This window comes from Turicibacter faecis (assembly GCF_037076425.1).
GTDB classification, from domain to species: domain Bacteria; phylum Bacillota_I; class Bacilli_A; order MOL361; family Turicibacteraceae; genus Turicibacter; species Turicibacter faecis.
This window is the reverse complement of record NZ_AP028127.1, coordinates 1816614-1839516: the sequence shown is the minus strand read 5'-3', so window position 1 is coordinate 1839516 and position 22903 is coordinate 1816614. Positions and strand designations below refer to the sequence as shown.

Genomic DNA, 22903 nt, shown 5'->3' with positions numbered 1-22903 from the left:
TACCACTTAGGGAGAGAATAATATGAAGTTTTTAGGGGGAGTAAGTTTATTACTTACCTTTATATGATGGTTAAAAGGACGATTTTTATTCAGTAAAATTATATTAAATTATAAAATTTTATGAGTTATTGGGATAAAGATTATTTTTTACAAAATATTCTATAATGAATATAGCATGGAATAAAGGAGGTGACGCAGATGGAACGGCAAGTGGAGTGTTTTATCGGTAATTCCTTTTTGAAATCGGAGGACGATCAGGAAAAAATCTATTTTTTAGGAGCTGAGCGCATCGGAAAAGGGGAGTGGATGATTAAACTCCTTTTTGAAAAAAACTCGTCATTCGCTCTCACGCCTGATGAGGTACTCCCTGTTCAAATAGGACAACATCCGATCAATCTCCCCGTTAAGGTTGGCGGATGTATTCCATTTTCTCATCATCTGGGGAATGAGATTGAGGTGGAGCGAGGGTTTATTATTTCATCGACGGATACTGAATTTTTCCCCATTGATAGCATCACGTTTGATAAAATTTCCCCGGCCCATGTGGAGCTAACGTGTGAGTACTTAGAGGATGGAGGGGAATATCCTTCTCATATCTGTTAACAAGGATGACGGTATAAAAAAAGAACGCCAATCATTAGCATTTAATGATTGACGTTCTTTTTTATTGATTACGCTTCGTTTAACTCTTTTAAGTAAGCTTGAACTTGATCACGTAAATCTTTACGATTTAATGAGAAGTCGATTGTTGCTTTAATAAATCCGAATTTATCTCCAACATCATAGCGTTGTCCTTCGAAGTCATAGGCATAAACGGCTTGACGATCCATTAAACGGTCGATCGCATCTGTTAACTGGATTTCTCCTCCAGCCCCAGCTTCTTGCGTTTCTAACATTTCAAAAATTTCTGGTGTTAAGACGTAACGTCCCATAACGGCTAAATTTGATGGGGCTTCTTCTTGTTTTGGTTTTTCAACCATTCCAGAAAGTTTAACTAAACGTCCGTCTGCTTGGTGTGATTTTGAAGGTTTCATGATTCCGTATTTAGAAACATCTTCATCAGCAACAGTTTGAACACCCATGATTGAGCATCCATTTTTTTCGTACGCTTTAATTAATTGAAGCGTTGCTGGATTTTCATCGTTAACGACAATATCATCTCCAAGTAAGACCGCGAATGGTTCATTACCAATGAATGTTTTGGCACATAAAATGGCATGTCCTAATCCTTTAGCCTCTTTTTGGCGAATATAGTGAATTTGAGCCATGTTTGAAATGTTTTGTACCATTTCAAGCATTTCAGTTTTTCCTTTTTTCGCTAATGTATCTTCAAGTTCGTATGATTTATCGAAGTGATCTTCAATTGAACGTTTCGTTGAACTTGTAACAATTAAAATTTCTTCAATACCAGAAGCAATCGCTTCTTCAATAATATACTGAATCGTTGGTTTATCAACGATAGGTAACATTTCTTTTGGTTGTGATTTTGTTGCAGGTAAAAAGCGTGTTCCAAATCCTGCAGCTGGAATAACGGCTTTTCGAACTGGTTTTCTCATCTACATCTAACTCCTTTTCTCTCTTCTCATTAATGATAGCAAAATTATACCATGAAATGAAAAAACTGTCGACATATCATTCATATTTTACATAGCGTGGACTAGATTAACAGGGGTAAACTACTATTAAATTTAAATGGGAATTTATCCTTTCAAGAGACAGGAAAATCGATAATGACGTTTTAAAATAATCGGGGAATTCAGGAGATAGTTAAAAGCATCTATCGGCATTTACCTTTATAAGTTTCTACATTAGGAGTTATAAGTGTCGTTTATTGACGAATACTAAGATAATTTCTGTGGGATGATAAATTGTTTGAAAAGATAAGTTATTGATTTGAAAAATACAGGGGAGAAGTAAAAAAAACGTATAATTGAGAGATCAATATATGATATAATTTTCATGATAATTAACTCACGTTTTGATAACAAAATGGCTAGTTGAGGGGAGGCGAAGCCAAATAATGGATTTATCAAAAAAAATTAATTATAAATTAATTACTATTTCCTTATTATTTATGCTTATGTTTGTTTTATCGACCAATATACTTATTGGTAAAATATTAGATAGTGTTATTACCCTAACAGCAGATGTTCATTATAATCAGGTCAGTCATCAATTAAGAAAAGATTTCGAAATTCTTAAGGATAGTGTTGAAACAATAGCAACAGATAAACAAGTGATTGGTATTTTAGAGGGGAATAAAAGTGTTGAGCAATTAGATCAAGCAGATAAAGAAGTTATTTCTTGGTCAGAGAATCTGTATAATGATATTTTAGAGGCTATGCCATTTATTAAAAGCCCAATAGGGATTGTAAGTTTCCCGGGACATTACGCTTTTAGTAATGGTACTTTATATGAAAATTATGATTTCTTTAATCGCGAGTGGGTAAAGGAGGCAAAGGGACATAGGGAATCTCAAAGTTTTGTGACAGGAATTTATAGTGATTTCATTACAGGGAAAGAAACAATTTCGATTGGTTCATTGGTCTACGGAACTAATAAGAAAGAACCGTTAGGGGTCATTATTATCGATATTTATGCCGATTCGTTTCTTGACTACGTCAGTAATACATTTTATAGTGGCCGGCTGGAGGTCGAGTTTTTAAAAGAAGATGAAAAAAGTGAATCATTTATGATTCAAAATATTCAAAAGGGTTATTATACGAGGGAACTGAACGGGTTATTACCCGATTATAAATTGATGTTTTCATTTGATAAGGAGAGTATAAAACAGAACGATTTGATTGCGGGAAGTGTTGAGGTAATCGAACTTGTCATTGTCTCTGTAGGAATTTTTGGGGCAATCTGTCTGATTGTGGCTATTTACATTGCGTTTGAACCAGCGCTAAAATCGATTAGAAAATTAAAGAAAATTATAGTTCAGTTAAATCAGGATAATGATTTTTTAAATGAAAAAAATGAATTTGTTCAATTGGAGTTAATGGCAGATGTTTTAGGGAAAACATTTGATGATAAAATAGAATCACTTATTTACTATGATTCTCTGACTGGACTACCTAATCGTAAGAAACTGCATTTACTTTGCGAGGAATTAATTGAACAAAATCAACCATTTGCTCTTATTTTCGTGGATATGAATAAGTTTAAAATGGTAAATGATATTTTTGGGCACACCATTGGAGACCGATTACTTATCCGATTTAGCCATATTACTCAAAGGGCATTGGGGAAACGTGGAATTGTTACACGATATTCTGGCGATGAATTTGTTATTATTTATAAGAATTATACGAATGACGCTGAGTTTGAGTTTTATTATCGCAATAAAATTGTTCCTCTCTTTCATTTGCCAGTGGAACTTATGCCAGACGTAAAGGTTTTTATTGAATTCTCTATTGGGGCCGCTGTGTTTCCTAGAGATGGATTAGAAGTTTCGGAGTTAATTCAAAAAAGTGATTTAATGATGTATAAAAATAAAAGCGCTGGCTTACGCGATAAATTGATTTTCTTTAATGACGACGTATACAAAGATTTAGTTTATATTGAAAATTTAAAGAATGAACTACGTACGGCGCTTTTAAAGGATGAATTAACGATTGTTTATCAACCGATTATAGACCAGCAACAACGGATTGTTAAGGCGGAGGCCTTACTTCGGTGGAAAAATAAAAAACTTGGAAACGTATCTCCGCAAGATTTTATTTCCTACGCTGAAGAAACACGGGAAATCATTCCAATTGGATGTTGGGTTATTGAAGAAGTTTGCCGATTTATTAGAGATCATCAAAGTTCTATTGAGATTAGTATTAATGTTTCTCCAATTCAATTGTTGGAGGTTGATTTCTTTAATTGTGTGGAGGCAATGGTTGAAAAGTACCAAATTCCTTTTGAAAAATTATCTTTCGAGTTGACAGAGTCCGTTCTTCTTGAAAAAAGTGAAGCACTTACTCAAAACCTTCATAACTTACGTCAAAAGGGATGTAAAATTCTCTTAGATGACTTCGGAACAGGTTATTCATCATTTAGTTACCTTAAAACATATCCAATAGATTTCTTAAAATTGGATAGGGTCTTTTTATCAAATACTGATAATAGTGATTTTATGATTATTAGTTATATTAATAAAATTGCTGATTTGTTAAATATGGGGGTAATTGTTGAAGGAGTTGAGACGGAGTTTCAATTTAAGACACTCACTAAAATTGGATGTGAGTTGTTTCAAGGGTATTATTTTTCACGCCCATTGTCTGAGCAAAATTTTATTAATTTAATTAAACCTTAGGCAATAGTGTTTCATCGATTTGTTTAATAGACTAGGAGGTATAAAATGGTAAAAGGCAATTGGAATTAATCTAATTGCCTTTTACGTCGAGAAAATGATGCTATCTTCTTAGGGCAAATAAAAGCTTAAAAAATTTTAATACTAAAACTGATTTAATGGATGGACGGAAGGGGGCGATAGCTTTAGACGAGTTTTATATGCATGAGAAGTTTCTCATTTTTATGGAATTTGGATTATAAGGAGGAGAAAGCATATTCCTGATGGATCCAATTCCATTACCTATATTGTGGGATGTCCGATAAAATTTCAGACAAAAAGAGGGTAACCAATTAACCGAAAAGACGGAAAGAAGAATTAAGCTATCATTTAGTTTTCAAAGAACAATTAACGCCCATAAAGAAGGGCATAAACTTATTATACGAGGGAGGAGAGATGATGAAAGAAAGGTTCATAAGAGGTGTGTTATTGTCTATCTTGTGTTTAACAGGATGTAAACATTTGAAAGGAGATGAATTTTCTCATTATAAAACGCGATATGAATTAAATAATTATACCTTTGCGGTGAAGGATTCGCAAGGCGAGCGTGTAGGACCTCGATTGAATGTGTTTTCAGATGATGAGGATGTGGTGTTTCAAAGTAAGGATGGGATACACTTGCAGCTAATAGAAAAAAATAATCAGATTTTAGCTGCCGAGATTATTAGTATTGATGCTAAAGGCTTAGGTCGATATGAGTTTGTCTTAGAGGGAGGTGTCGATCGGATTCCTGCTGAAGTGATTGTCAGTCCGTTTTTATATGCTGATGATGAAAATGAGGTAGATATTGAGTTTTCGTCATGGGATGAGGAAGATAATGCTAATGAGAGTCCTTGGCTAAGGGAGGGAAATTATCAATTTGTTGTACAACCTTACTATAAAAGGGGGAATTCTAATCGTCCAACTGAGAAATTAGATTTAAATAGAGGTGAAAAGGGTGGAATGACACGTTATCGTATCGATAATTTTACTGATAAGGTTAGAATTGAAATCTACGATATGGGGGATTCCAATCATAAACCCCTTGCGACATGGGAGTATCCGCGGGGGATAGCCAAAGGTGATGAGATGAGATTTCGGCTAAATGTCTATTTAAGGGATGAGGAGGCTGTTCAACGTGAAGGTTTATCAGAACCTATAAGTATTATACTGAGGGAGTTTAAGTTTACTAAATTAAAAGATTTATAAAGTGATTAGTGGAGGAGTGGTTTTTTGATTGTTGTTAATAGGCGGGAGATTAAATATTCTATTAGTGATGCGGACTATTATCGTTACTTAAATTTATTTAACGAAATTTTGAAAAGTGACCCACATTCAAAAAACGGGGGATATACGATTCGCAGCCTATATTTCGATACTTTTACGGATGACGATTATTACAGTAAAATGAACGGTGAAGAGGTGAGAAAAAAAATCCGTCTTCGTTTATACGATGTAAATACAAAACGAGTGAAATTAGAACTGAAACGAAAAATTAATGTTAATCAGGTGAAAGAAACGGTTTGGATTTCATCGGATGACGCCAGATCGCTTATTAATTGTCAATACGACGTTCTTTTAAAATATAAGGAGAAAACAGCCCAAACGATTTACAATATTATGACACTAGGGCAATACCGACCTGTTGTTCTGATTGATTACGATCGTCGTGCCTTCTATCATGAGGAGAATAACATTCGACTTACGTTAGATAGTAACATTAGAAGTAGTGAAACAAATTTTGATATATTTTCGGAAAATATTCCGATGGTACCGGCGTTTACAACGTATCATGCCATTTTAGAGGTTAAGTTTAATGGTGATTTATTTTGTTGGATTGCGGAAGTTTTACGGGGGCGCGATACGATTAATCAATCTTTGAGTAAGTATTGCGTTTCAAGGTCATTGTTTGATCAGTATTTAGCATAAATTTTAGGAGAAAGAAAAATGAAAGAGACTTTGTATGAATATTTGGTGACGCGGAGTGGAGAGGTAAACTTATTTGAGGCATTCGAGATTTTAATTATTGCTTTATTATTATCGATGGTTGTCTTTTGGACTTATAAGTTTACATTCAGTGGGGTACTATATAACCGTAAATTCAATGTTTCCTTAGTCATGTTAACATTAGTGACAACGATGGTAATGATTGTTATTAAAAGTGATATCTCACTATCCCTTGGGATGGTCGGGGCACTATCGATCGTACGTTTTAGAACGGCTATTAAGGATCCCCGGGATACAGCCTACATTTTCTGGTGTATTGGAATTGGACTTTGTGCAGGAACGCAAAACTATGCTATAGCTTTAATGGGATCTATTTTTCTAGCCACTGTTCTCATTTTGTTTAGTTTTGGAAAGTTTGGTGTAGAAAATAGGTATTTATTGATTATTCGAGGAGAAAACCGTTGTGAACAGGAGGTTATGTCTTATTTGTTTAAACAGTTTAAAGGGGCGCAATTACGTGGTAAAAATACAACGACGCAAAGCATTGAAATGGTTTATCAAATCACGTTAAAAAATGAGGCGCAACAAACAATGCTTGATCAATTCTATCGAATTGAGGGGGTTCAAAGTGTAAATATAGTGGCGCAAAATGGGGAAACCATTGGCTAGGAGCATGACGATGAAAAAATTAGTCGCATTTATGATGGTTCTTTTATTTTTAATGATAAGTTGCTTGGTGATGGTCGAAAGTATTGATAAATTAGATCAGAAAAAACAGAAGCAAATTAAATCAACTTTAGGCTTACCTGGTGATGTCCTAGAACATTCGGATTTGCCGATTGTTGTAATAGATACAAATGGTGAAGAAATTCATTACGTAAGAAAGGGAGAGAGTTTGGGAGAGAGCATTTTAGCCGAGTTTAGTCTTTACCTTCCTGAAAACTTTAAAAATGGAGATTTAAAGGCAAAGGTTGAGACAATGGTTGATATTGGCGTGAGGGGAAATACGTCTCGGCTTCTTCCCAAAAAGCAGTATAGTTTGACGTTATTAAATAAAAAAGGGGATGAAAAAAAGGCGTCCTTATTAGGAATGCCTAAAAGTGCAAAGTGGATTCTAAATGCCTCTTTTGAAGACCAGTCTTTATTGCGAAATAAATTAGCCTATGATATTTCTGGTAAAATCATGCAATACGCCCCCCGTGTTAAATTTTGTGAGGTTTACTTAGTTGATGATAATCAGCCACTTTCTTCACAGCACTATAAGGGGATTTATTTACTGGTTGAAAAGATAGAACGCCATGATAAACGAATTAATATTTCTAAAACTCAATCGGCCTCTTCTGAAACAAGTTTTATTGTAGCGAGAAATCGTTTAAAGCTTACAGATATACTATTAGATAACTATGGGTTTGAAACATATCTCTACGATTACAATATGGTTGTAGAGTACCCTAAAACAAATTTAACAGACGAGAAAAAAAATTATATTACCCAAACGGTTAGTGAATTTGAACGAGTTTTGTATTCAGATCGTTTCGATGACCCGCAAGAGGGGTATGCAGCCTATATCGATGTGGATTCATTTGTCGATTATTTTATTATAAATGAATTTTTTAAGAATACAGATGCGGGTATTTTTAGTACGTACTTACACAAGGATTATGGAGAGAAGATTAAAGCGGGTCCTGTTTGGGATTTTGACTCAGCCATGGGAAATAGTACGCATTTATTCCCTTATTATGACGAAACGGGGTTTTATATGCCTCAAACAGCGTGGTTTAGTGAGTTATTAAAAGATAAAAAATTTGTGAATCAAGTTATTAGCCGTTACCACCAACTTCGCTTAACCTATTTAAGTGATGATTATCTTATTCAACAGATTGATGATTATGTCAGTGAATTGGGGGAAGCGATTGAGCGTAATTTTGAAAAGTGGCCTGTTGAGTTATGTAATCAATCTGAAATGCTTAAAAAGTATTACTCCATTATCCGACCTTACGAAAATGATGTTGACGCATTGTTGAATTTTTTTAGGGAACATCCACAATATACTGCCGAAGTTGAAAATCGAGCTAATAATTATGATGAGGAGATTGCGAAGCTTAAGCTATTTATTCGTGAGCGTGGTGCTTGGATTGATAAAAATATTGATAGTCTTTTAAAATGGGCAGAGTAGGAGAGGAGGAGAGATTATGAAAAGATTTCTTATTTTGAGTACCCTTGTTTTTGCCCTCTTTTTTCTAATATTCCTTAGGATTATTCCTCCCTTTTTAAATAATGGTGGAGGTGATGAGAGCCCATTTACTATTAGAGATGGGCAACTATATACTTCATTTAATAAAGAAACGACTCCTTTTCAATTTATTGGAATGAATGTTACTTCAGCACTTCCTGGTAGTTTTCCTAATGAAGTAGATTTAGGAGAAGAAACTTATTTAGAGTGGTTGCAGTTAATTCAAGAGTTAGGCGTAACGGTTTTAAGGGTACCAGATTTAATGCCACTAAATTTTTACAAGGCATTGGACAAATTTAATGAAAACCGGCAGGAGCCTCTTTATCTTTTACAAGGAATTTATATGGATGACGTTGCATTAGCGGATGGTGCCGATCTTCAGCAATTAGAGCAGTCTTATATGGGTAAGATAAAGAAAATCATTGATTTTATGTACGGCGGGGCGTATCCAGGTAATGATCTTGGTGTTTCTTTACAAAAAGGGGTGAATCTTTCATCTTACTTAATAGGATATAGTCTAGGTATGGAATGGGCAAATCAGGATGTTATTTTTTCGGATATTATGAATGAGTCGTACGCGTATGAAGGGGATTATTTTTATACATCGGATTCGGCGTCTAATGTTGAGGGATTGTTAGCTAAACTTATGGATAAATTAGTTAGTTATGAGGTTCAACGTTATGGAATTCAACATTTGGTGACGGTCGTAGGGTCTAATATAGAGGATTTTTTAGTTTATAAAAATAGTCAATTAAACGCAGAGTCAGAAAAATATATTGGCCAAACAACTAAGCGAAATATTAAGCCTGTTGTTGATTTAAATGAGATTAAACCGACGCAAAAGCTAAAAAGTGGCTATTTTGCATCGTATTATTTATATCCGGTTTATAGTGATAAAATGGGAGAGTCCATAAGAGAAGTGATAACGGATTTACAAAGGTTTCATGAAATACCGATTATGATAGCGGAGTATAGTCTTCCCTCGGCAAAGGTAGTTTATGAGGAGATGTCGGGACAGTTATTAGGGATTAATGAAAGAGAACAGGCGGAAGGCCTGGTTACTATTTATCGCACACTTCGACAATTATCTATTTTGGGCTCTTGTTTGTCTGAGTGGCAAGATCGATGGGATCGAACATCCTTTACGACAGTTGATCGGGTTATCCTCGATCGTAGCCCTTACTGGCCAAATAAATTAACGGATTTACAATCGAGGGGAATTTATACCTTTGATGCTTCAACTGACTATCCTGATCACCAAATAGATGAGTGGAAAGATAAAAATGTTTTATCCACCCACGATGGATTAACCTTATCTGTAAAGACGGATGAAGAGGGAATCTTTTTTCTTATTCAGTCAGAAGAGCAAATAAATAATCAGTCAAGTTATTGGATTGATTTAGATGTGACTCCTAATTCAGGAACTAAATCTTATACGGAGAAGGGATTGACCTTTGAAGATCCGGTAGACTTTGTCATTAATATTAATCCTAATAATCAAAGTCGTCTATTAGTTCAACGTTATTATCACACGTATGAATTTTTAAAGGAGCGAACGAATTTACAAATCCATCCCGATGAAATTAAAGTTCTTCCGGATATGGATGAGTTCACGCCTATTTTAATCGAGGTTAAGTCGAAAGCATATAATCAGGAAATAAAAGAATTTGAGGAGGCTATTGTACAAGAAGCAGGACGATTAATTGAGGGGAATGCTAATCCGAATTCCAATCAATTTAATTCCCTGGCTAATTATTATGTGGGAGATAACTATATAGAGATAAAAATCCCATGGGGACTTTTAAACTTTAGTGATCCTACTAATTTAAAAATTCATGACGACTATTATCAGCGATTTGGAATTCATTCCATGTCTATTAATCATTTAAATATTGGATTGACGGTAGTGGAAGCAGATCATTCGAGTGTTCGATTACCATCTGAAAAATATCGTTTAATGCCATGGGTTAATCCAACATATAAATCACGATTAAAACTTGCCTATACGCTATTACAAAATGAATTTAGGGACAAATAGAAAGGACGCGGTGAGATGCAGGTCTTTATCATTTCCTTAATGATTACCTTTTTTATTTATTTAATCTTTTGTATGAGGCTTTACTTATCTTATAGAATTCGAAAGGATCAGCGCCATCAGAAGCAATTAATGAAGCATGCCTCTTTTAAAGTTGAAATTAGAGAGCAATTTGATACATTAAGGATGGGAAATCGGTTAAGTCAAGAAACAATCGACCAAACTGAGAAATGTTTAAAAAGTAATATTTATTTTGATTTATTTAATCGAGTAATTGAAGAGTTATTTCTGATAGAGGAATATAGGCCTATCCTTAAAGTCTATGTAGAAATTTATATTGGCTTTTTACAGCGAGTGATTAAATTGGATAAGAGAAAGGGTGAAATTGAAGAGTTAAAGCTTGCCAAACTCTTCGGGTACTATCAAATGGATTTACCCTTTATCAATCAATGGTTATTAAAAAAGTTGAATAAAAACTCTATGTATTTAAAATTGAACGTTTTAACCTCCTTAGCTCAAATTGGAAATAGTTCGATTTTTGCTAAGGCCTTGACTAGTAGCTATAAAGATTTTGAATTATATAATAATAAAGTGCTAATAGGTATTATGCAACAGTTTAGTGGAGATTACGATGAATTAAATCGTTTTTTAATAAGAAACTTTAAAGAGGCTGAAGATGATTTTCAACTCTTATTGATTCAGTATTTTACCGTTGTTCCATGTCCAATGGTTGAAAAGAAACTCTGTGAAATTTTATCGGAAGGCAGAGATTCTCACAAGGAAATCTGTTTAAGTATTATCAAATATTTTGCGAATCATCCGAATTTAGAGAGTAAATCAATACTATTAGATTATTTAAAGCATAATGAATGGGAGTACCGTGTGTTAAGTGCTAAGGCCTTGCAGTATTTCTCTGAGGAAGATGTTATTAATCAGTTATTTATAGCTACGGGTGATTCTAATTGGCATGTTCGTTTTAACTCGGCCATGGCCCTTTGTAACTTTAATATCAATCAACGAATAAAAGAATATATTTTACAATCAAAGGATTATTATTCAAGGGATATTTTGCAATATGCATTATCCTTAAAGGAAAAATCTTTTCAATAAGGGGGCGGTGCAGTGTTAGAGTTTTTGGTTGATAGTATTAATAATTTTTTCATGATATATATTGCCATTTACGCTATTATATTTTTTATTTCCACTCTCTCTGCCATCTTTGTTATTGAAAAAAATCAATCTTATCGGAAATATCAACATGAGATAGATTCAAAGAATGAGGATAGTTTATTACCAATATCAATATTGGTTCCTGCCTATAATGAGGAACAGACTATTATAGATTGTATTGAGTCTAACTTATATTTAGATTATCCAGAGTTTGAGGTCATTGTTATTAACGATGGATCTAAGGATCGAACAGGTGATTTGGTTCAAGAACATTTTAAGTTAAAACGTGTCAATCGTCCGATTCGTAGGGTTGTACCTTGCCAAAGTGAGATTGATATTTATGAGGGAATCATTAATGAGAAGATTAAGTTAACCCTCGTTAATAAGGTAAATGGTGGGAAAGCTGATGCTTTAAATATGGGAATTAATTTAGCAAGATATCCGTTAATTACGTCGTTGGATGCCGACTCAATTTTACAATATGATTCTCTTCGTGAAATTGTAATGCCATTTAATCGGGATAATCGAACGGTAGCTGTTGGTGGTAATATTAAAGTTTCTAACCAGGTAATATTAGATAGAGGGCGAGTCGTTAAATATTTGACTCCAAAACGATTTATCGTGATGATGCAGCTCATCGAATATTACCGGGTGTTTTTAAATACGAGGGTCTGGTTAAATTTATTTAATGGTAATTTAATTATTTCTGGTGCATTTGGTCTTTTTCGTAAGGATGCCGTCATCTCTGTTGGAGGATATGATACTAAAAGTATTGGCGAAGATATGGATTTGGTATTAAAATTACATTCTTTTTATCGCCAAAATCAGATTCCTTATCAAATTAGTTACGAACCTTATGCGGTTTGTTGGTCTCAAGTTCCATCTAAACTAAAGGATTTGAAGAATCAGAGGAGAAGGTGGCAAATTGGTTTAATGACTTCGATGTTTAATCATCGGCAAATGGCATTAAATCCTCAATACGGCTTAACGGGATTCTTTTCCTTTACATACTTTTTTATCTATGAGATGATGTCATGCGTATTTGATAGTTTAGGAATTATCATTATTGTTCTTGCCTTTTTTGCTGGTTTTTTAAACATGACCTTCTTTTTAACTTTTATGTTAATCTATGTTTTTTATAATACGGGTTTATCTATTATGGCGATAAAATTCGAGGAGTATATGTTTAGGGAGTCGCTATCGTTACGGGCACGAATTAAGTTAATTTTATTTAGTTTGATAGAGAATTTTGGTTATCGACAATTGATTTCCTTGTATCGATTTAGTGCTTTGATTGGATATCGTAAGCATAAGCATCAATGGAAGAAAATTAGTCGTGTTAAGCATAATAAACTACATTAAGTTGAATCTTCTTTATAAATGAGAGTGGTAAATTTAATAAGAATGAACGTGCTAAAGGTGTTCCTCTTCGACGAGGAGACACCTTTTTTTGTCGCCTTATTAATGGGTTTGTCCAAATGGTGGTCATTTTAGGGGAGCAAGCTAAAACAAGACAGAAGTAGTGTTATTTTTTGGTTAATATATGGCAATTTTCTTTAAGGAGGTGTGTTATTTTTGTAGTATCGGGGGGTGATAGAGGTTGAAGAAGCGTTATCTGCTTGTCACCTTTTTAGCTATGTTGGTCGCTTGTGGGGATAGTGGACTAGCAAATCAGGCAGTTAAAGAGGCGAGGGAGGCTTTTGAAGACGGATCCTATCAAGAGGGCGTCGGTTTTTTAAAGTTAGCAACTGATGAAAGTTCAAATAAAAAGTATCAGATTTGGCATGAGCAAGGGGAGGCTCTACTTAAGATGGTTGAATATGATCAGTTAGAGGACTTGGATAAACTGCTGTTGGCTTGGACGGATTTAAACTTAGTTGATAGTCAGCCAAGTTTTGTGAAAGATGAGGCCATTAATTATGTACGGTCTCAATTAAATTCTCTTGAGGAAAAAATTAACCGAGCCATTGAAGCAGAGAAAACGTCAGCTTATGATGAGTTAATTGCGTTAATTCGTTTCGTGGAAAAAAGGATGGGATCATTAAAACTATTTAGGGGAGAAATAGAGACGTTGATCGCCTTAAGAGATGAAATGGAGGGATTATCATGATGAAGAGAATCAGTGTGTTACTTGCACTTATGATCGCACTTTGTGCATGTGCAAATGAGACAGATGGGGAGAACGATAATCATAAAGAAGATATTTTGCATCGACCACGTTTGACAGAAAACGGGACGAATTTAAGCGAGCGTTCACTTGAAGAAGGGCTCAATTATATTGAGGCACTTGTGGGAGTCGATGAATTAGCAGCCGCTAAAGGTGTTTTAAACGAATTATTAGTCGAGTTAGATGATGAGGGAACCGATGAGCAACGAGAGCGTCTGAACGTTTTAAAAGAAACGCTACACGAAGTGGAGGTTCATGATCAGGAGCATAACCATGAATTTACAGGGGTTGATGCGGTTGCCTTAGCCGTGGATCGTTATGGATCTGACGAAGATATTGTCTATATGTATGACGAAAATCACGAACATTACGGCGATAATCAAATCGGTTATTACGTGGCCTTAAAGTCAAAAGTATTGCAAGAGACGGAAGGTGGCGATGGCATTATTTTGATGCTTTTCGTCGCTGAGGATGGCACGATTACAGAAATCTAAGAAGATGAGGAGGCAAACCGGGGAAGGTGGCCTCCTTTTTTATTTGCATACCTTTTATCAATAAAGAAATACTATTAATAACTATATTATTATTTTATAAGAAAACGCATTGACTTTCTTTCACGATAGTTTTATAATAATATCAGTAATTATTACTACTTTTAAAAATTAATTAGAAAAATTTAGGAAAGTACATCAAATAACCATAAAAATGAAGTACAATAGAGGAGAAGGAGGAGTTTCAATGTCAAAGAAAATTTATGATGTAATTGTAATTGGTGGCGGGGCTGCCGGAATGTCTGCAGGGATTTATTCAGGGCGCGCAAAAATGAAAACATTAGTGCTTGAGCAAGGATCAGTAGGTGGTCAAGCAAAAACAACAAATGAAATTGTGAATTACCCAGGGATTCGTCATACGACAGGGCCAGAATTAATGGAACAAATGCATCTACAAGCTGAAGATTTTGGTGTAGCTTTTGCTCAAGCTGAAGTGTTAGAAGCTCAACTTGAAGGTGAAATTAAAGTGTTAAAAACAACAAACGGGGACTATGAAACTCGTTCAGTGATTATCGCAACAGGTGCGACACCACGTACACTTGGATTCCCAGGAGAAGCAGAGTACCGTGGACGCGGGGTTGCTTACTGTGCAACGTGTGATGGGGAGTTCTACACAGGACTTGAGGTGTTTGTCATCGGTGCTGGATTTGCGGCAGCAGAAGAAGCAATTTTCTTAACTCGTTTTGCTCGTAAAGTAACAGTTATCGCCCGTGAGCCAGAGTTTACATGTGCAAAAACAATTGCGGATAAAGTTTTAGCTCATCCAAAAATTGAAGTTAAATTCAATACTGAAGTGGTAGAAGCAACAGGGGATGAATTATTACGTCGCGTTAAATTTATTAATAATCAAACAAATGAAACATTTGAACATGTGGCGCAAGATGATGAAACATTCGGAATCTTTATTTTCGCTGGATACGTGCCACAAACAAAAGTATTTAATGGTTTAGTTGACATGGATAAATTCGGATACATTATCACGGATGAAAACATGCACACAAGTGTTGAAGGGGTTTATGCAGCCGGAGATTTACGTCCTAAAGTATTACGCCAAGTGGTTACTGCTGTGGCTGACGGAGCGATTGCTTCTCTTGAAGCTGAAAAATATGTGGCGCATGAGAAGGAACGTTTAGGAATTGTAGAGGAAGAGGTAGAAGTTGCTCCACAACCTAAAGAAGTGAAAGAAGAAAAAGCACCAGCTAAAGAAGTAGCAAAAGGTGGACAATCTGCTTTATTAAATGATGCGTTACGTGGACAAATCGCTGGAATTTTAGGGCGTATGGAAAACAATGTCACACTTGTGACGATTGTTGATCCTGCTAATGCAAAATCGATTGAATTACGTGACTTAGTGATGGACATTGCGAATTTAGGAGATAAATTAGAGGCTATCGTCAAAACAAAAGGTGAAGATGTGGCGTTAGAAGAAAAAGTGAATGCCGATAAATTCCCAGTTGTTGCGTTACTTGACCAAGATGGAAATTATGCGGGTGTGAAGTTCCACGGTGTTCCTGGTGGGCATGAATTAAATTCATTCTTACTCGCGATTTATAACTTAGCTGGACCTGGACAAGCTTTAGATGCTCAAGTATTAGAAGCGATTAAATCACTTGATAAAAAAGTAAATATTAAAGTGGCGGTTTCTTTATCATGTCACTTATGTCCAGATGTTGTTGTTTCAGCTCAACGTATTGCGATTGAAAATCCAAATGTAGAAGCTGAGATGTTAGACATCGCCAACTTCCCAGAATTAAAAACAAAACATAAAGTGATGTCAGTTCCATGTATGATCGTAAATGATGAAAAAATCGCGTTTGGATCAAAATCAATCCAAGAGATGTTAAACCTAATTGCTTAATGAGTCTCATAAACACAAGTTGCACACACACAATGTTAGAAAAAAATGCACGGAATTTTCCGTGCATTTTTTCAATGGTTGTCGAAAGTAAATGAAATGGTTTCTTGTGGGAACACTAATCTAAAAACGAAAAGAGGAGGCTTTTAAATGAATGTACAATCTCATTTATTGAATGATACTTTACGTCAACAACTGGCGACGGTTTTAAAACGGATGGAAACAAAGGTGACTTTGGTAACCATCGTGGATCCTCATCTAGAGGTGTCTCTTGAGTTACGTGATTTTGTGCTCGATCTTGCGAATTTAGGGGATCAGTTAGAAGCGATTGTCAAAATGAAGGGGGAAGATGTGTCTTTAGAACAGAAGATAAGGGCGGATAAGTTTCCTGTTGTTGCTTTGCTTGATGAGAAGGGGCGTTACTCAGGGGTGAAGTTTCATGCCGTTCCTGGGGGCCAAGAGATTAATGCGTTTTTATTGGCGATTTATAATTTGGCTGGACCGGGACAGGCCATCGATGAGCGAACGCTAGAAGCCATCCGTGCGATTCGTCAACACGTGAATTTAAAGGTTGTTGTTTCATTATCGAGTCGTTTATGCCCGGATGTCGTCGTTGCAGCGACGCGAATCGCTATTGAAAACCCCAATGTCGAGGCGGAAATGATTGATTTAGCCCATTTCCCACACCTTCAGGCGCACTATCAGATTACCGCAGTTCCATGCCTCATCCTTAATGATGATCACGTTTATTTTGGGGCAAAAACCATAGATCAACTGCTTCAACTCATTTCATAAGATTAAATCACCTCAAGCCGTTACGGTGGGATTCCCCACGCCATGGCTTGAGGCTTTTTTTTGTTGAGGGAGCGTACGGAGTTGAAGAAAAAAAGAAAAAGTGATAAATATTAGAAAAATTTTGTAGTATAATAAAAAATATGTATATTTTATGAGGGAAGGAAGCTAAATGGTTATAAAAATAAAGTCGATATTACTGCAATTATTTTTACTTGTATTTACCGCAACATTTGCATTTATTTTTACGGATGCGCTCATTCATCCTAATGCAACCTTTTTGCAGATGAGTGGGTGGAAAGTAGGCGGGCTCGCTTGTTTGATCGCTGCTTTTTTCTATTTTGCTTATCGGGGCATGAAGAAATTATCAACGCGTGGATTAATGATCGTAAGTCTTGTCAATCTAGTGCTTTTAGTGCTGTTACAACTTTTCTTTATTCGTTATTTTCAAGTGAATCCCACGTGGGATGTCGGGGATGTTTACCGAGCCGCACTTGAACAAAAAGATAGTTTTTACGCCTTGTCGGATTATTTTACGATCAAGTATCCGAATAACATTCCGTTGCTCATTGTTTTTATTCTCGGGATGCGGTTTTTAGATTTATTCGGAGTCACGAATTATTATTTTTATTTTACGTTTGTTAATGCCCTTGTCATCTTATTATCGATGGGGGGACTCTATTGGTTGATTCATCGCCATTTTGGCCTCGTCTCAGCCACATGGGCAAGTTTATTGATGTTATTTATGACGCCATTATATATGTACGTTCCTATCGTCTATACCGATACATTGGTCATGATTTTCCCAATTCTAGGGCTTATCCTTTATGATTTATTTTATCATTCGACGGATAGGCGCCGTTATGTCTACTTAATTTTATTAGGGCTTGTCTTATCGATTGGTGTATTAGTGAAGACAAATGCGATTATTTTAGTAGTTGCCATCCTGATTCATTATTTGATGATGAATCCAATGAAAAGATGGATTCAGTTGTTGATCGGTATTGCACTTCCATTTTTTATCGTGAATACAATCTATCAGTCACGAATCTCGCCCCTTTATCCGACAGAGAAATCAGAACTTGGATTTCCAATGACGCATTGGGTAATGATGGGGTTAGACGGAAACGGTGGATATTTTCATGAAGATGCCGAATATACGAATTCCTTAAAGTTAGAAGGGTTGACGAATGATCAAATTAAAGACATTCATCTAGATAGAATTAAACAACAGTTATCAGAGTATGGGGTTAGAGGGTTTCTTAACCATCTCCATCAGAAGATGAATTTCACTTGGGCTGAGGGGACCTATTTTATCCCTGAAAAGTTAAGCCGTCAGCCGCTTGAGACGAATGTTTACCAAGCTTACGTGTTTGGTGATAAAAATCATCCGTATCTTTATGCCGTCCAGGCAATCCAGTTGGTCATGCTTGGATTAATGACGATCTCCGGTGTTTATTTATTTAAAAACCGTCACGCGTTTGTTCATGTGATGGCCATCACCCTCTTCGGTAACTTCCTATTTTTACTGATTTGGGAAACCCGCTCACGGTATTTGGTGCTCTATTTACCGTTAATGATGATGCTTTGCACGTATGCCATGGCATCTTTAAATAAAAATTCGATGAAGGGGAGTAGAGAACATGTCTAATATCATTTACTTTGTTGTTCCTTGTTATAATGAGGAGGCCGTTTTAGAAGTGACGGCACAAAAGTTAATGGAGAAAGTGGAGTCGTTAATTCAGCGGGACGTGATTTCTCCTAAAAGTCGAATTACTTTTGTTGATGATGGAAGTAAAGATCAAACGTGGCCAATGATCAAAGAGTTATCAACGACTCATCACTTAATCAGCGGGGTCAAGTTATCACGCAATCGGGGTCACCAAAATGCATTATTAGCCGGTCTTATGACGGTTAAAGATTTATGTGATGCAACGATTTCTTTAGATGCTGATTTACAAGATGATATTGATGTTATTGACCAATTTATTGATAAGTTTTTAAATGAATCATGTGATGTGGTTTATGGTGTGCGAAACGATCGGACAACAGATACGGGATTTAAACGACATACGGCACAAATGTTTTATAAAATAATGAATCAATTAGGGGCCGACATCGTTTATAATCATGCGGATTATCGATTGTTAAGTCGTCGGGCGTTAAATGGATTATCCGAATTTAAAGAAGTTAATTTATTCTTACGAGGATTAGTGCCACTTGTTGGGTATAAATCGGATGTTGTGTATTATGAGCGACATGAGCGTTTTGCAGGGGAATCGAAGTATCCGTTAAAGAAAATGATTGCCTTTGCGATTGAAGGGATTACTTCGCTTAGTGTGAAGCCGATTCGTTTAGTCACCACACTTGGGATTAGCGTTTTTGTTATTAGTTTAATTCCATTGCTATACTCTCTCGTCCAATGGATGAATGGGAATACGATTAAAGGATGGACGACGTTAATTTTATCGATTTGGACGCTAGGTGGATTGCAAATTCTTTGTATTGGTGTGATTGGTGAATATATCGGAAAAATTTATTTAGAATCTAAACAACGCCCTCGCTTTATTGTCGAGGAATTTATTAATGAAGTTGACTAATCAAAAAAAGTGCAGCTATCATTTCGGATAGGTGCACTTTTTTTTGTAGGGTTATTTTTTTAAGGCGAATCGTACCATGAAGAAGTTAATGATGATGGCGATTGGGAAGACAAAGACTGGGGCGATTCCTCCAGGAATACCGATGAAGATAAAGAAGTTGAGTAAAAACATATGAACGAAGTAGTTGATGAGGTGTGCGCCGGCAAATTTAATTCCATTTTGGGCGTTTGCCTCGGATTGGAAAGTAAAGAAGGTTGAAGCAAAGAAGTTAAAAATAAAGCTTAAGAGATAGCCGATCGTGTAGGCCATGTTGTAATTCAGTCCGATTCCGTATTCAAGGGCGAGGTAAATTCCGTAATGGAGGGCAGTTGCCAAAACCCCAACGATGATAAAGCGGATAAATTCAGCTAGTTTTGGATTGGTTTTAAGTTTATCAATCATGTTTCATTCTCCTTTTTTCTGATTGGTTTTATGATACGAGATTTTTCTTTCCTAACAAAAGGGTTTGATCAAGACTAAAGAAAAACACCGAAGAATCGGTGTTTTTTTGCTGTGAAACTTACGCAACGTAGTCAATTTTAAAGACAGGTGTCTGGTTGATCGTTGTTAATGTACATTCTTTAACGTCACGGTGAGCATTGAAAACCGGTGCAAGTAATTGCGCCAATTCAAAATCTTCTTCACCTTTTAAGGCAAGTGTTTCTGATTTATTGGCTTGATCTTGAGCCGCGAACTGTTGTTGGCGTGCTTTAATATAGGCATTTACTTTTTGCATTAAGTGTTCTTCATTTACTGTTGGGTTTGCGAACAGGAAGTTTAATACTTGGCTGAATGATGGATAACGTGGTTCTTCTTTCACTTGATTAAATAAATCAGTGTAGACTAAGCGGTCGTTTTCACGAAAGATGAATAAGTTTCCTGCTGCGTATTCTTTAATGTATTGATTGACCAATTTTAAAACTTCCATCATGTCAAGGTTACTAAACGCATCGACAACGCCTAACTCGTAAGCATTAATGACCATACAGTATTTTTCAGATGGTGTTAGTTGGTCAATATTCATGTTTTTTTCAAGTGGATAGGCCCCGATAAAGGCATTTTTTGTAAAGTCTGCTGGTTCTAAGTTTTCCCCTTGATCAACCGTCCAAATCGCTTGGTTTTCAATAATGAGTAAATCTTCTTTGGCGATATAGATCCCACATTGTTTGATATAGTCCGTGAACGGAAGGCAGTCGTTTGCGACGTAGATTGCAATGTTATTTTGTTCATAGTCTTCAAGATGTTGCTTAATAAAGTGGATGACGTCTTCTTTTTTCACGTTCGTATACATGGTTTGTTGCGCCGGTGTACAGTGGGCGATCGTATATACGTGTGATTCTTCTAATTCGTACACTTGTTTTTGTGAGGATTGTAAATAAACACAATCGACAGCGTTTGGTTGAAGTGCGAGTTGTTGCAATTCTTCGTGTGATGTCATAGGGAAGAATGTTTGGTTTTCAATCGATACTAAGATATCGGTCGCCATTTCTTTATCTTTAAACCCTAAAAGGTGCATTAGTTCTTTCATAAAGTGTTAACCCTCCATTTTTTACGATCAATTTAAGGCTATTATATCACATAAATCGAGGAAGGGGGCTAGTACATGGGAACTTTTTGAGAGGTACTTTTTAGGTGCTCTTGAAGGGTGGCCGCCAAGTTTTCTTTCATTAAAATAATGAGGTCGTCACCCGCCATCAGTTGGGTATTTCCCCGTGGGATAAGCTCGTCATTTCCGCGTTTGATGGCGATGAGTAGGCAATCGGTTGGCAGGTCAAGGGAGCGAACGAGGCATCCATCCATGCTAGAATCGGCGAAGACTGGAATTTCAACGAGGATATTTTTTTGACCGACGGTTAGGCTGCTTTTTCCACGCAGTAATCGGTGTAATAGGAAATCGTAGACTGGTTCATTTCTCAGTCCTTCCGCCACGGTGTAGGCGATAAGGCAGGTGAGAGAGAGCGGGAGAAGGTTTGTTAATGATCCCGTCATTTCGGCAATGAGAATGCTTCCGGTAATTGGGGCACGGACGATGGCGCTGAAATAGCCGGCCATCGCCAAAATAATAAAGTTTTGAATGAAGATTTCATCGACAAGATGGAGGCTTGCGAGAAGATGGCCAAAAATTGAACCGGTGAGCGCCCCGAGGACGAGGAGCGGAAAAAAGATTCCTCCTGGAACACCAGACGCGAAGCTCACCATGGAGAAAGCGAATTTGACAGTCAATAAAAGAAGTAAGGTCTTCATTGAAAAGAGATCCGCTGTTAATTTTTCAATCAATCCGTGCCCGCCCCCTAATACATCCGGTAAGATCCAAAGGAGGATCCCCGCAAGGAGGAAGGGGATAAGGGGATGATACTGTTTTTTTAAGAAGGTTAGTTTATCATACCCGTTTAACGTAGAGGCGAGTGTTTTATTATACAGGACGCCTAAAATTCCGGTTAAAAGTCCTAAGGCGACAATCCATCCATAGTGATGGAGGGGCAAGTTATGGATGAGGTCAAAGCGGAAGACCGGTTTTAAACCAAAAAAGTTTTTTGAGACAAAATCAGCTGTTAGCGCGGCGGACATGGCACCGACTAAAACGAGGGGTGAGAAGTGTTTGTGCACCTCTTCAAGCGCGAACATGACCCCAGCGAGTGGAGCATTAAAGGCGGCGGCTAGTCCAGCACTCGCCCCGCTTGAGAAGAGATACTTTTCTTCTAGCTTAGTTCGTTTGGTTAGACGGCTAACCCATTGGGCGGCGACGGCACCGAGTTGAATAGAAGGACCCTCACGTCCGACGGATAATCCCGCTCCGATACAAATCGTTCCTCCAATGAATTTGTTCATTAAGACGGAGAGGGGATTCATTTTAATTTTATTGGCTAAGGCGCCTTCTACTTGAGGGATTCCGCTCCCACAGATCATTGGTTCTTTGACCATGAGGCGACCGACGAAAAGAGCCGCTAGGATGAGGATGATGAACCAACCAAAAAACGCGAAGGGCGTCGGTTGATTGGTAACCCATTGTCTTAGCTGCTCCGCATACTGCAAAATGAGGCGGTAAAAGACGACGACAAGACCTGAGATGAGGCCGATGAGGATTCCCTCAAAAGCTAATTTAAGTTTAAGTTGTTTTAAGTAAGATAACGGTGTTTTTAATGATGACATCATACTCCTCCTTAAGTGAAATTAAATGGTTTGTTCTTTATAAAAA

19 protein-coding genes are annotated in these 22903 nt (G+C 36.6%); 15 read left to right on the top strand and 4 right to left on the bottom strand.

Annotated features, from left to right (window positions below; genetic code table 11):
* Window positions 1-198: 198 nt before the first annotated feature.
* Complete coding sequence (locus AACH31_RS09065; protein ID WP_161832778.1) at window positions 199-603, top strand: hypothetical protein; 405 nt, start codon at window positions 199-201, stop codon at window positions 601-603.
* 68 nt (window positions 604-671) lie between these two features.
* On the opposite strand, the gene galU is transcribed toward AACH31_RS09065, so the two are convergent.
* Entirely contained in the window at window positions 672-1556 is an 885-nt protein-coding gene (gene galU, locus AACH31_RS09060; RefSeq protein WP_161832125.1) for a UTP--glucose-1-phosphate uridylyltransferase GalU, read from the bottom strand.
* A gap of 464 nt (window positions 1557-2020) precedes the next feature.
* Here galU and AACH31_RS09055 point away from each other — a divergent pair, with 464 nt between their 5' ends.
* The 14 genes from AACH31_RS09055 to AACH31_RS08990 all read left to right on the top strand — a co-directional run bounded on the left by AACH31_RS09055 (window position 2021) and on the right by AACH31_RS08990 (window position 19668).
* Window positions 2021-4303 carry a bifunctional diguanylate cyclase/phosphodiesterase gene (locus AACH31_RS09055; protein ID WP_338617429.1) on the top strand — a complete coding sequence of 761 codons (2283 nt, stop codon included), beginning with the start codon at window positions 2021-2023 and terminating at the stop codon, window positions 4301-4303.
* A gap of 435 nt (window positions 4304-4738) precedes the next feature.
* Window positions 4739-5527, top strand: a complete 789-nt coding sequence (locus AACH31_RS09050) for a hypothetical protein (RefSeq protein WP_338617428.1) — start codon at window positions 4739-4741, stop codon at window positions 5525-5527.
* A 24-nt stretch (window positions 5528-5551) separates the two neighbouring features.
* On the top strand, window positions 5552-6247 hold the full coding sequence (locus tag AACH31_RS09045) for a polyphosphate polymerase domain-containing protein (protein WP_262953540.1): 696 nt from the start codon (window positions 5552-5554) through the stop codon (window positions 6245-6247).
* An 18-nt stretch (window positions 6248-6265) separates the two neighbouring features.
* On the top strand, window positions 6266-6934 hold the full coding sequence (locus AACH31_RS09040) for a DUF4956 domain-containing protein (protein ID WP_262953539.1): 669 nt from the start codon (window positions 6266-6268) through the stop codon (window positions 6932-6934).
* 10 nt (window positions 6935-6944) lie between these two features.
* The gene (locus AACH31_RS09035) at window positions 6945-8441 is read left to right on the top strand and encodes a CotH kinase family protein (RefSeq protein WP_262953538.1); all 1497 of its coding nucleotides are present in this window, start codon (window positions 6945-6947) and stop codon (window positions 8439-8441) included.
* Between the two features lie 16 nt (window positions 8442-8457).
* Window positions 8458-10536, top strand: coding sequence for a hypothetical protein (locus AACH31_RS09030; RefSeq protein ID WP_161832096.1), 2079 nt, complete (start codon window positions 8458-8460; stop codon window positions 10534-10536).
* 15 nt (window positions 10537-10551) lie between these two features.
* Complete coding sequence (locus tag AACH31_RS09025; RefSeq protein WP_262953536.1) at window positions 10552-11643, top strand: HEAT repeat domain-containing protein; 1092 nt, start codon at window positions 10552-10554, stop codon at window positions 11641-11643.
* A 12-nt stretch (window positions 11644-11655) separates the two neighbouring features.
* Window positions 11656-13065 carry a glycosyltransferase family 2 protein gene (locus tag AACH31_RS09020; RefSeq protein ID WP_161832098.1) on the top strand — a complete coding sequence of 470 codons (1410 nt, stop codon included), beginning with the start codon at window positions 11656-11658 and terminating at the stop codon, window positions 13063-13065.
* A 238-nt stretch (window positions 13066-13303) separates the two neighbouring features.
* On the top strand, window positions 13304-13813 hold the full coding sequence (locus AACH31_RS09015; RefSeq protein ID WP_161832099.1) for a hypothetical protein: 510 nt from the start codon (window positions 13304-13306) through the stop codon (window positions 13811-13813).
* The gene (locus AACH31_RS09010; RefSeq protein ID WP_161832100.1) at window positions 13810-14364 is read left to right on the top strand and encodes a hypothetical protein; all 555 of its coding nucleotides are present in this window, start codon (window positions 13810-13812) and stop codon (window positions 14362-14364) included. Before AACH31_RS09015 ends, AACH31_RS09010 begins: the two co-directional genes overlap by 4 nt.
* A gap of 244 nt (window positions 14365-14608) precedes the next feature.
* On the top strand, window positions 14609-16279 hold the full coding sequence (locus AACH31_RS09005; RefSeq protein ID WP_262953535.1) for an FAD-dependent oxidoreductase: 1671 nt from the start codon (window positions 14609-14611) through the stop codon (window positions 16277-16279).
* Between the two features lie 147 nt (window positions 16280-16426).
* Complete coding sequence (locus AACH31_RS09000) at window positions 16427-17071, top strand: thioredoxin family protein (RefSeq protein ID WP_338617424.1); 645 nt, start codon at window positions 16427-16429, stop codon at window positions 17069-17071.
* 169 nt (window positions 17072-17240) lie between these two features.
* Window positions 17241-18719 carry a glycosyltransferase family 39 protein gene (locus tag AACH31_RS08995; RefSeq protein ID WP_338617421.1) on the top strand — a complete coding sequence of 493 codons (1479 nt, stop codon included), beginning with the start codon at window positions 17241-17243 and terminating at the stop codon, window positions 18717-18719.
* The gene (locus tag AACH31_RS08990; protein ID WP_161832104.1) at window positions 18712-19668 is read left to right on the top strand and encodes a glycosyltransferase family 2 protein; all 957 of its coding nucleotides are present in this window, start codon (window positions 18712-18714) and stop codon (window positions 19666-19668) included. Before AACH31_RS08995 ends, AACH31_RS08990 begins: the two co-directional genes overlap by 8 nt.
* A 51-nt stretch (window positions 19669-19719) precedes the next feature.
* On the opposite strand, the gene AACH31_RS08985 is transcribed toward AACH31_RS08990, so the two are convergent.
* The 3 genes from AACH31_RS08985 to AACH31_RS08975 form a co-directional block, all read right to left on the bottom strand.
* Window positions 19720-20109: a GtrA family protein gene (locus AACH31_RS08985; protein ID WP_161832105.1), complete on the bottom strand. Its 390-nt coding sequence runs from the start codon at window positions 20107-20109 to the stop codon at window positions 19720-19722.
* Between the two features lie 118 nt (window positions 20110-20227).
* Entirely contained in the window at window positions 20228-21235 is a 1008-nt protein-coding gene (locus AACH31_RS08980; RefSeq protein WP_262950155.1) for a hypothetical protein, read from the bottom strand.
* A 68-nt stretch (window positions 21236-21303) separates the two neighbouring features.
* Complete coding sequence (locus tag AACH31_RS08975; RefSeq protein ID WP_262950156.1) at window positions 21304-22857, bottom strand: ClC family H(+)/Cl(-) exchange transporter; 1554 nt, start codon at window positions 22855-22857, stop codon at window positions 21304-21306.
* Window positions 22858-22903: the final 46 nt, after the last annotated feature.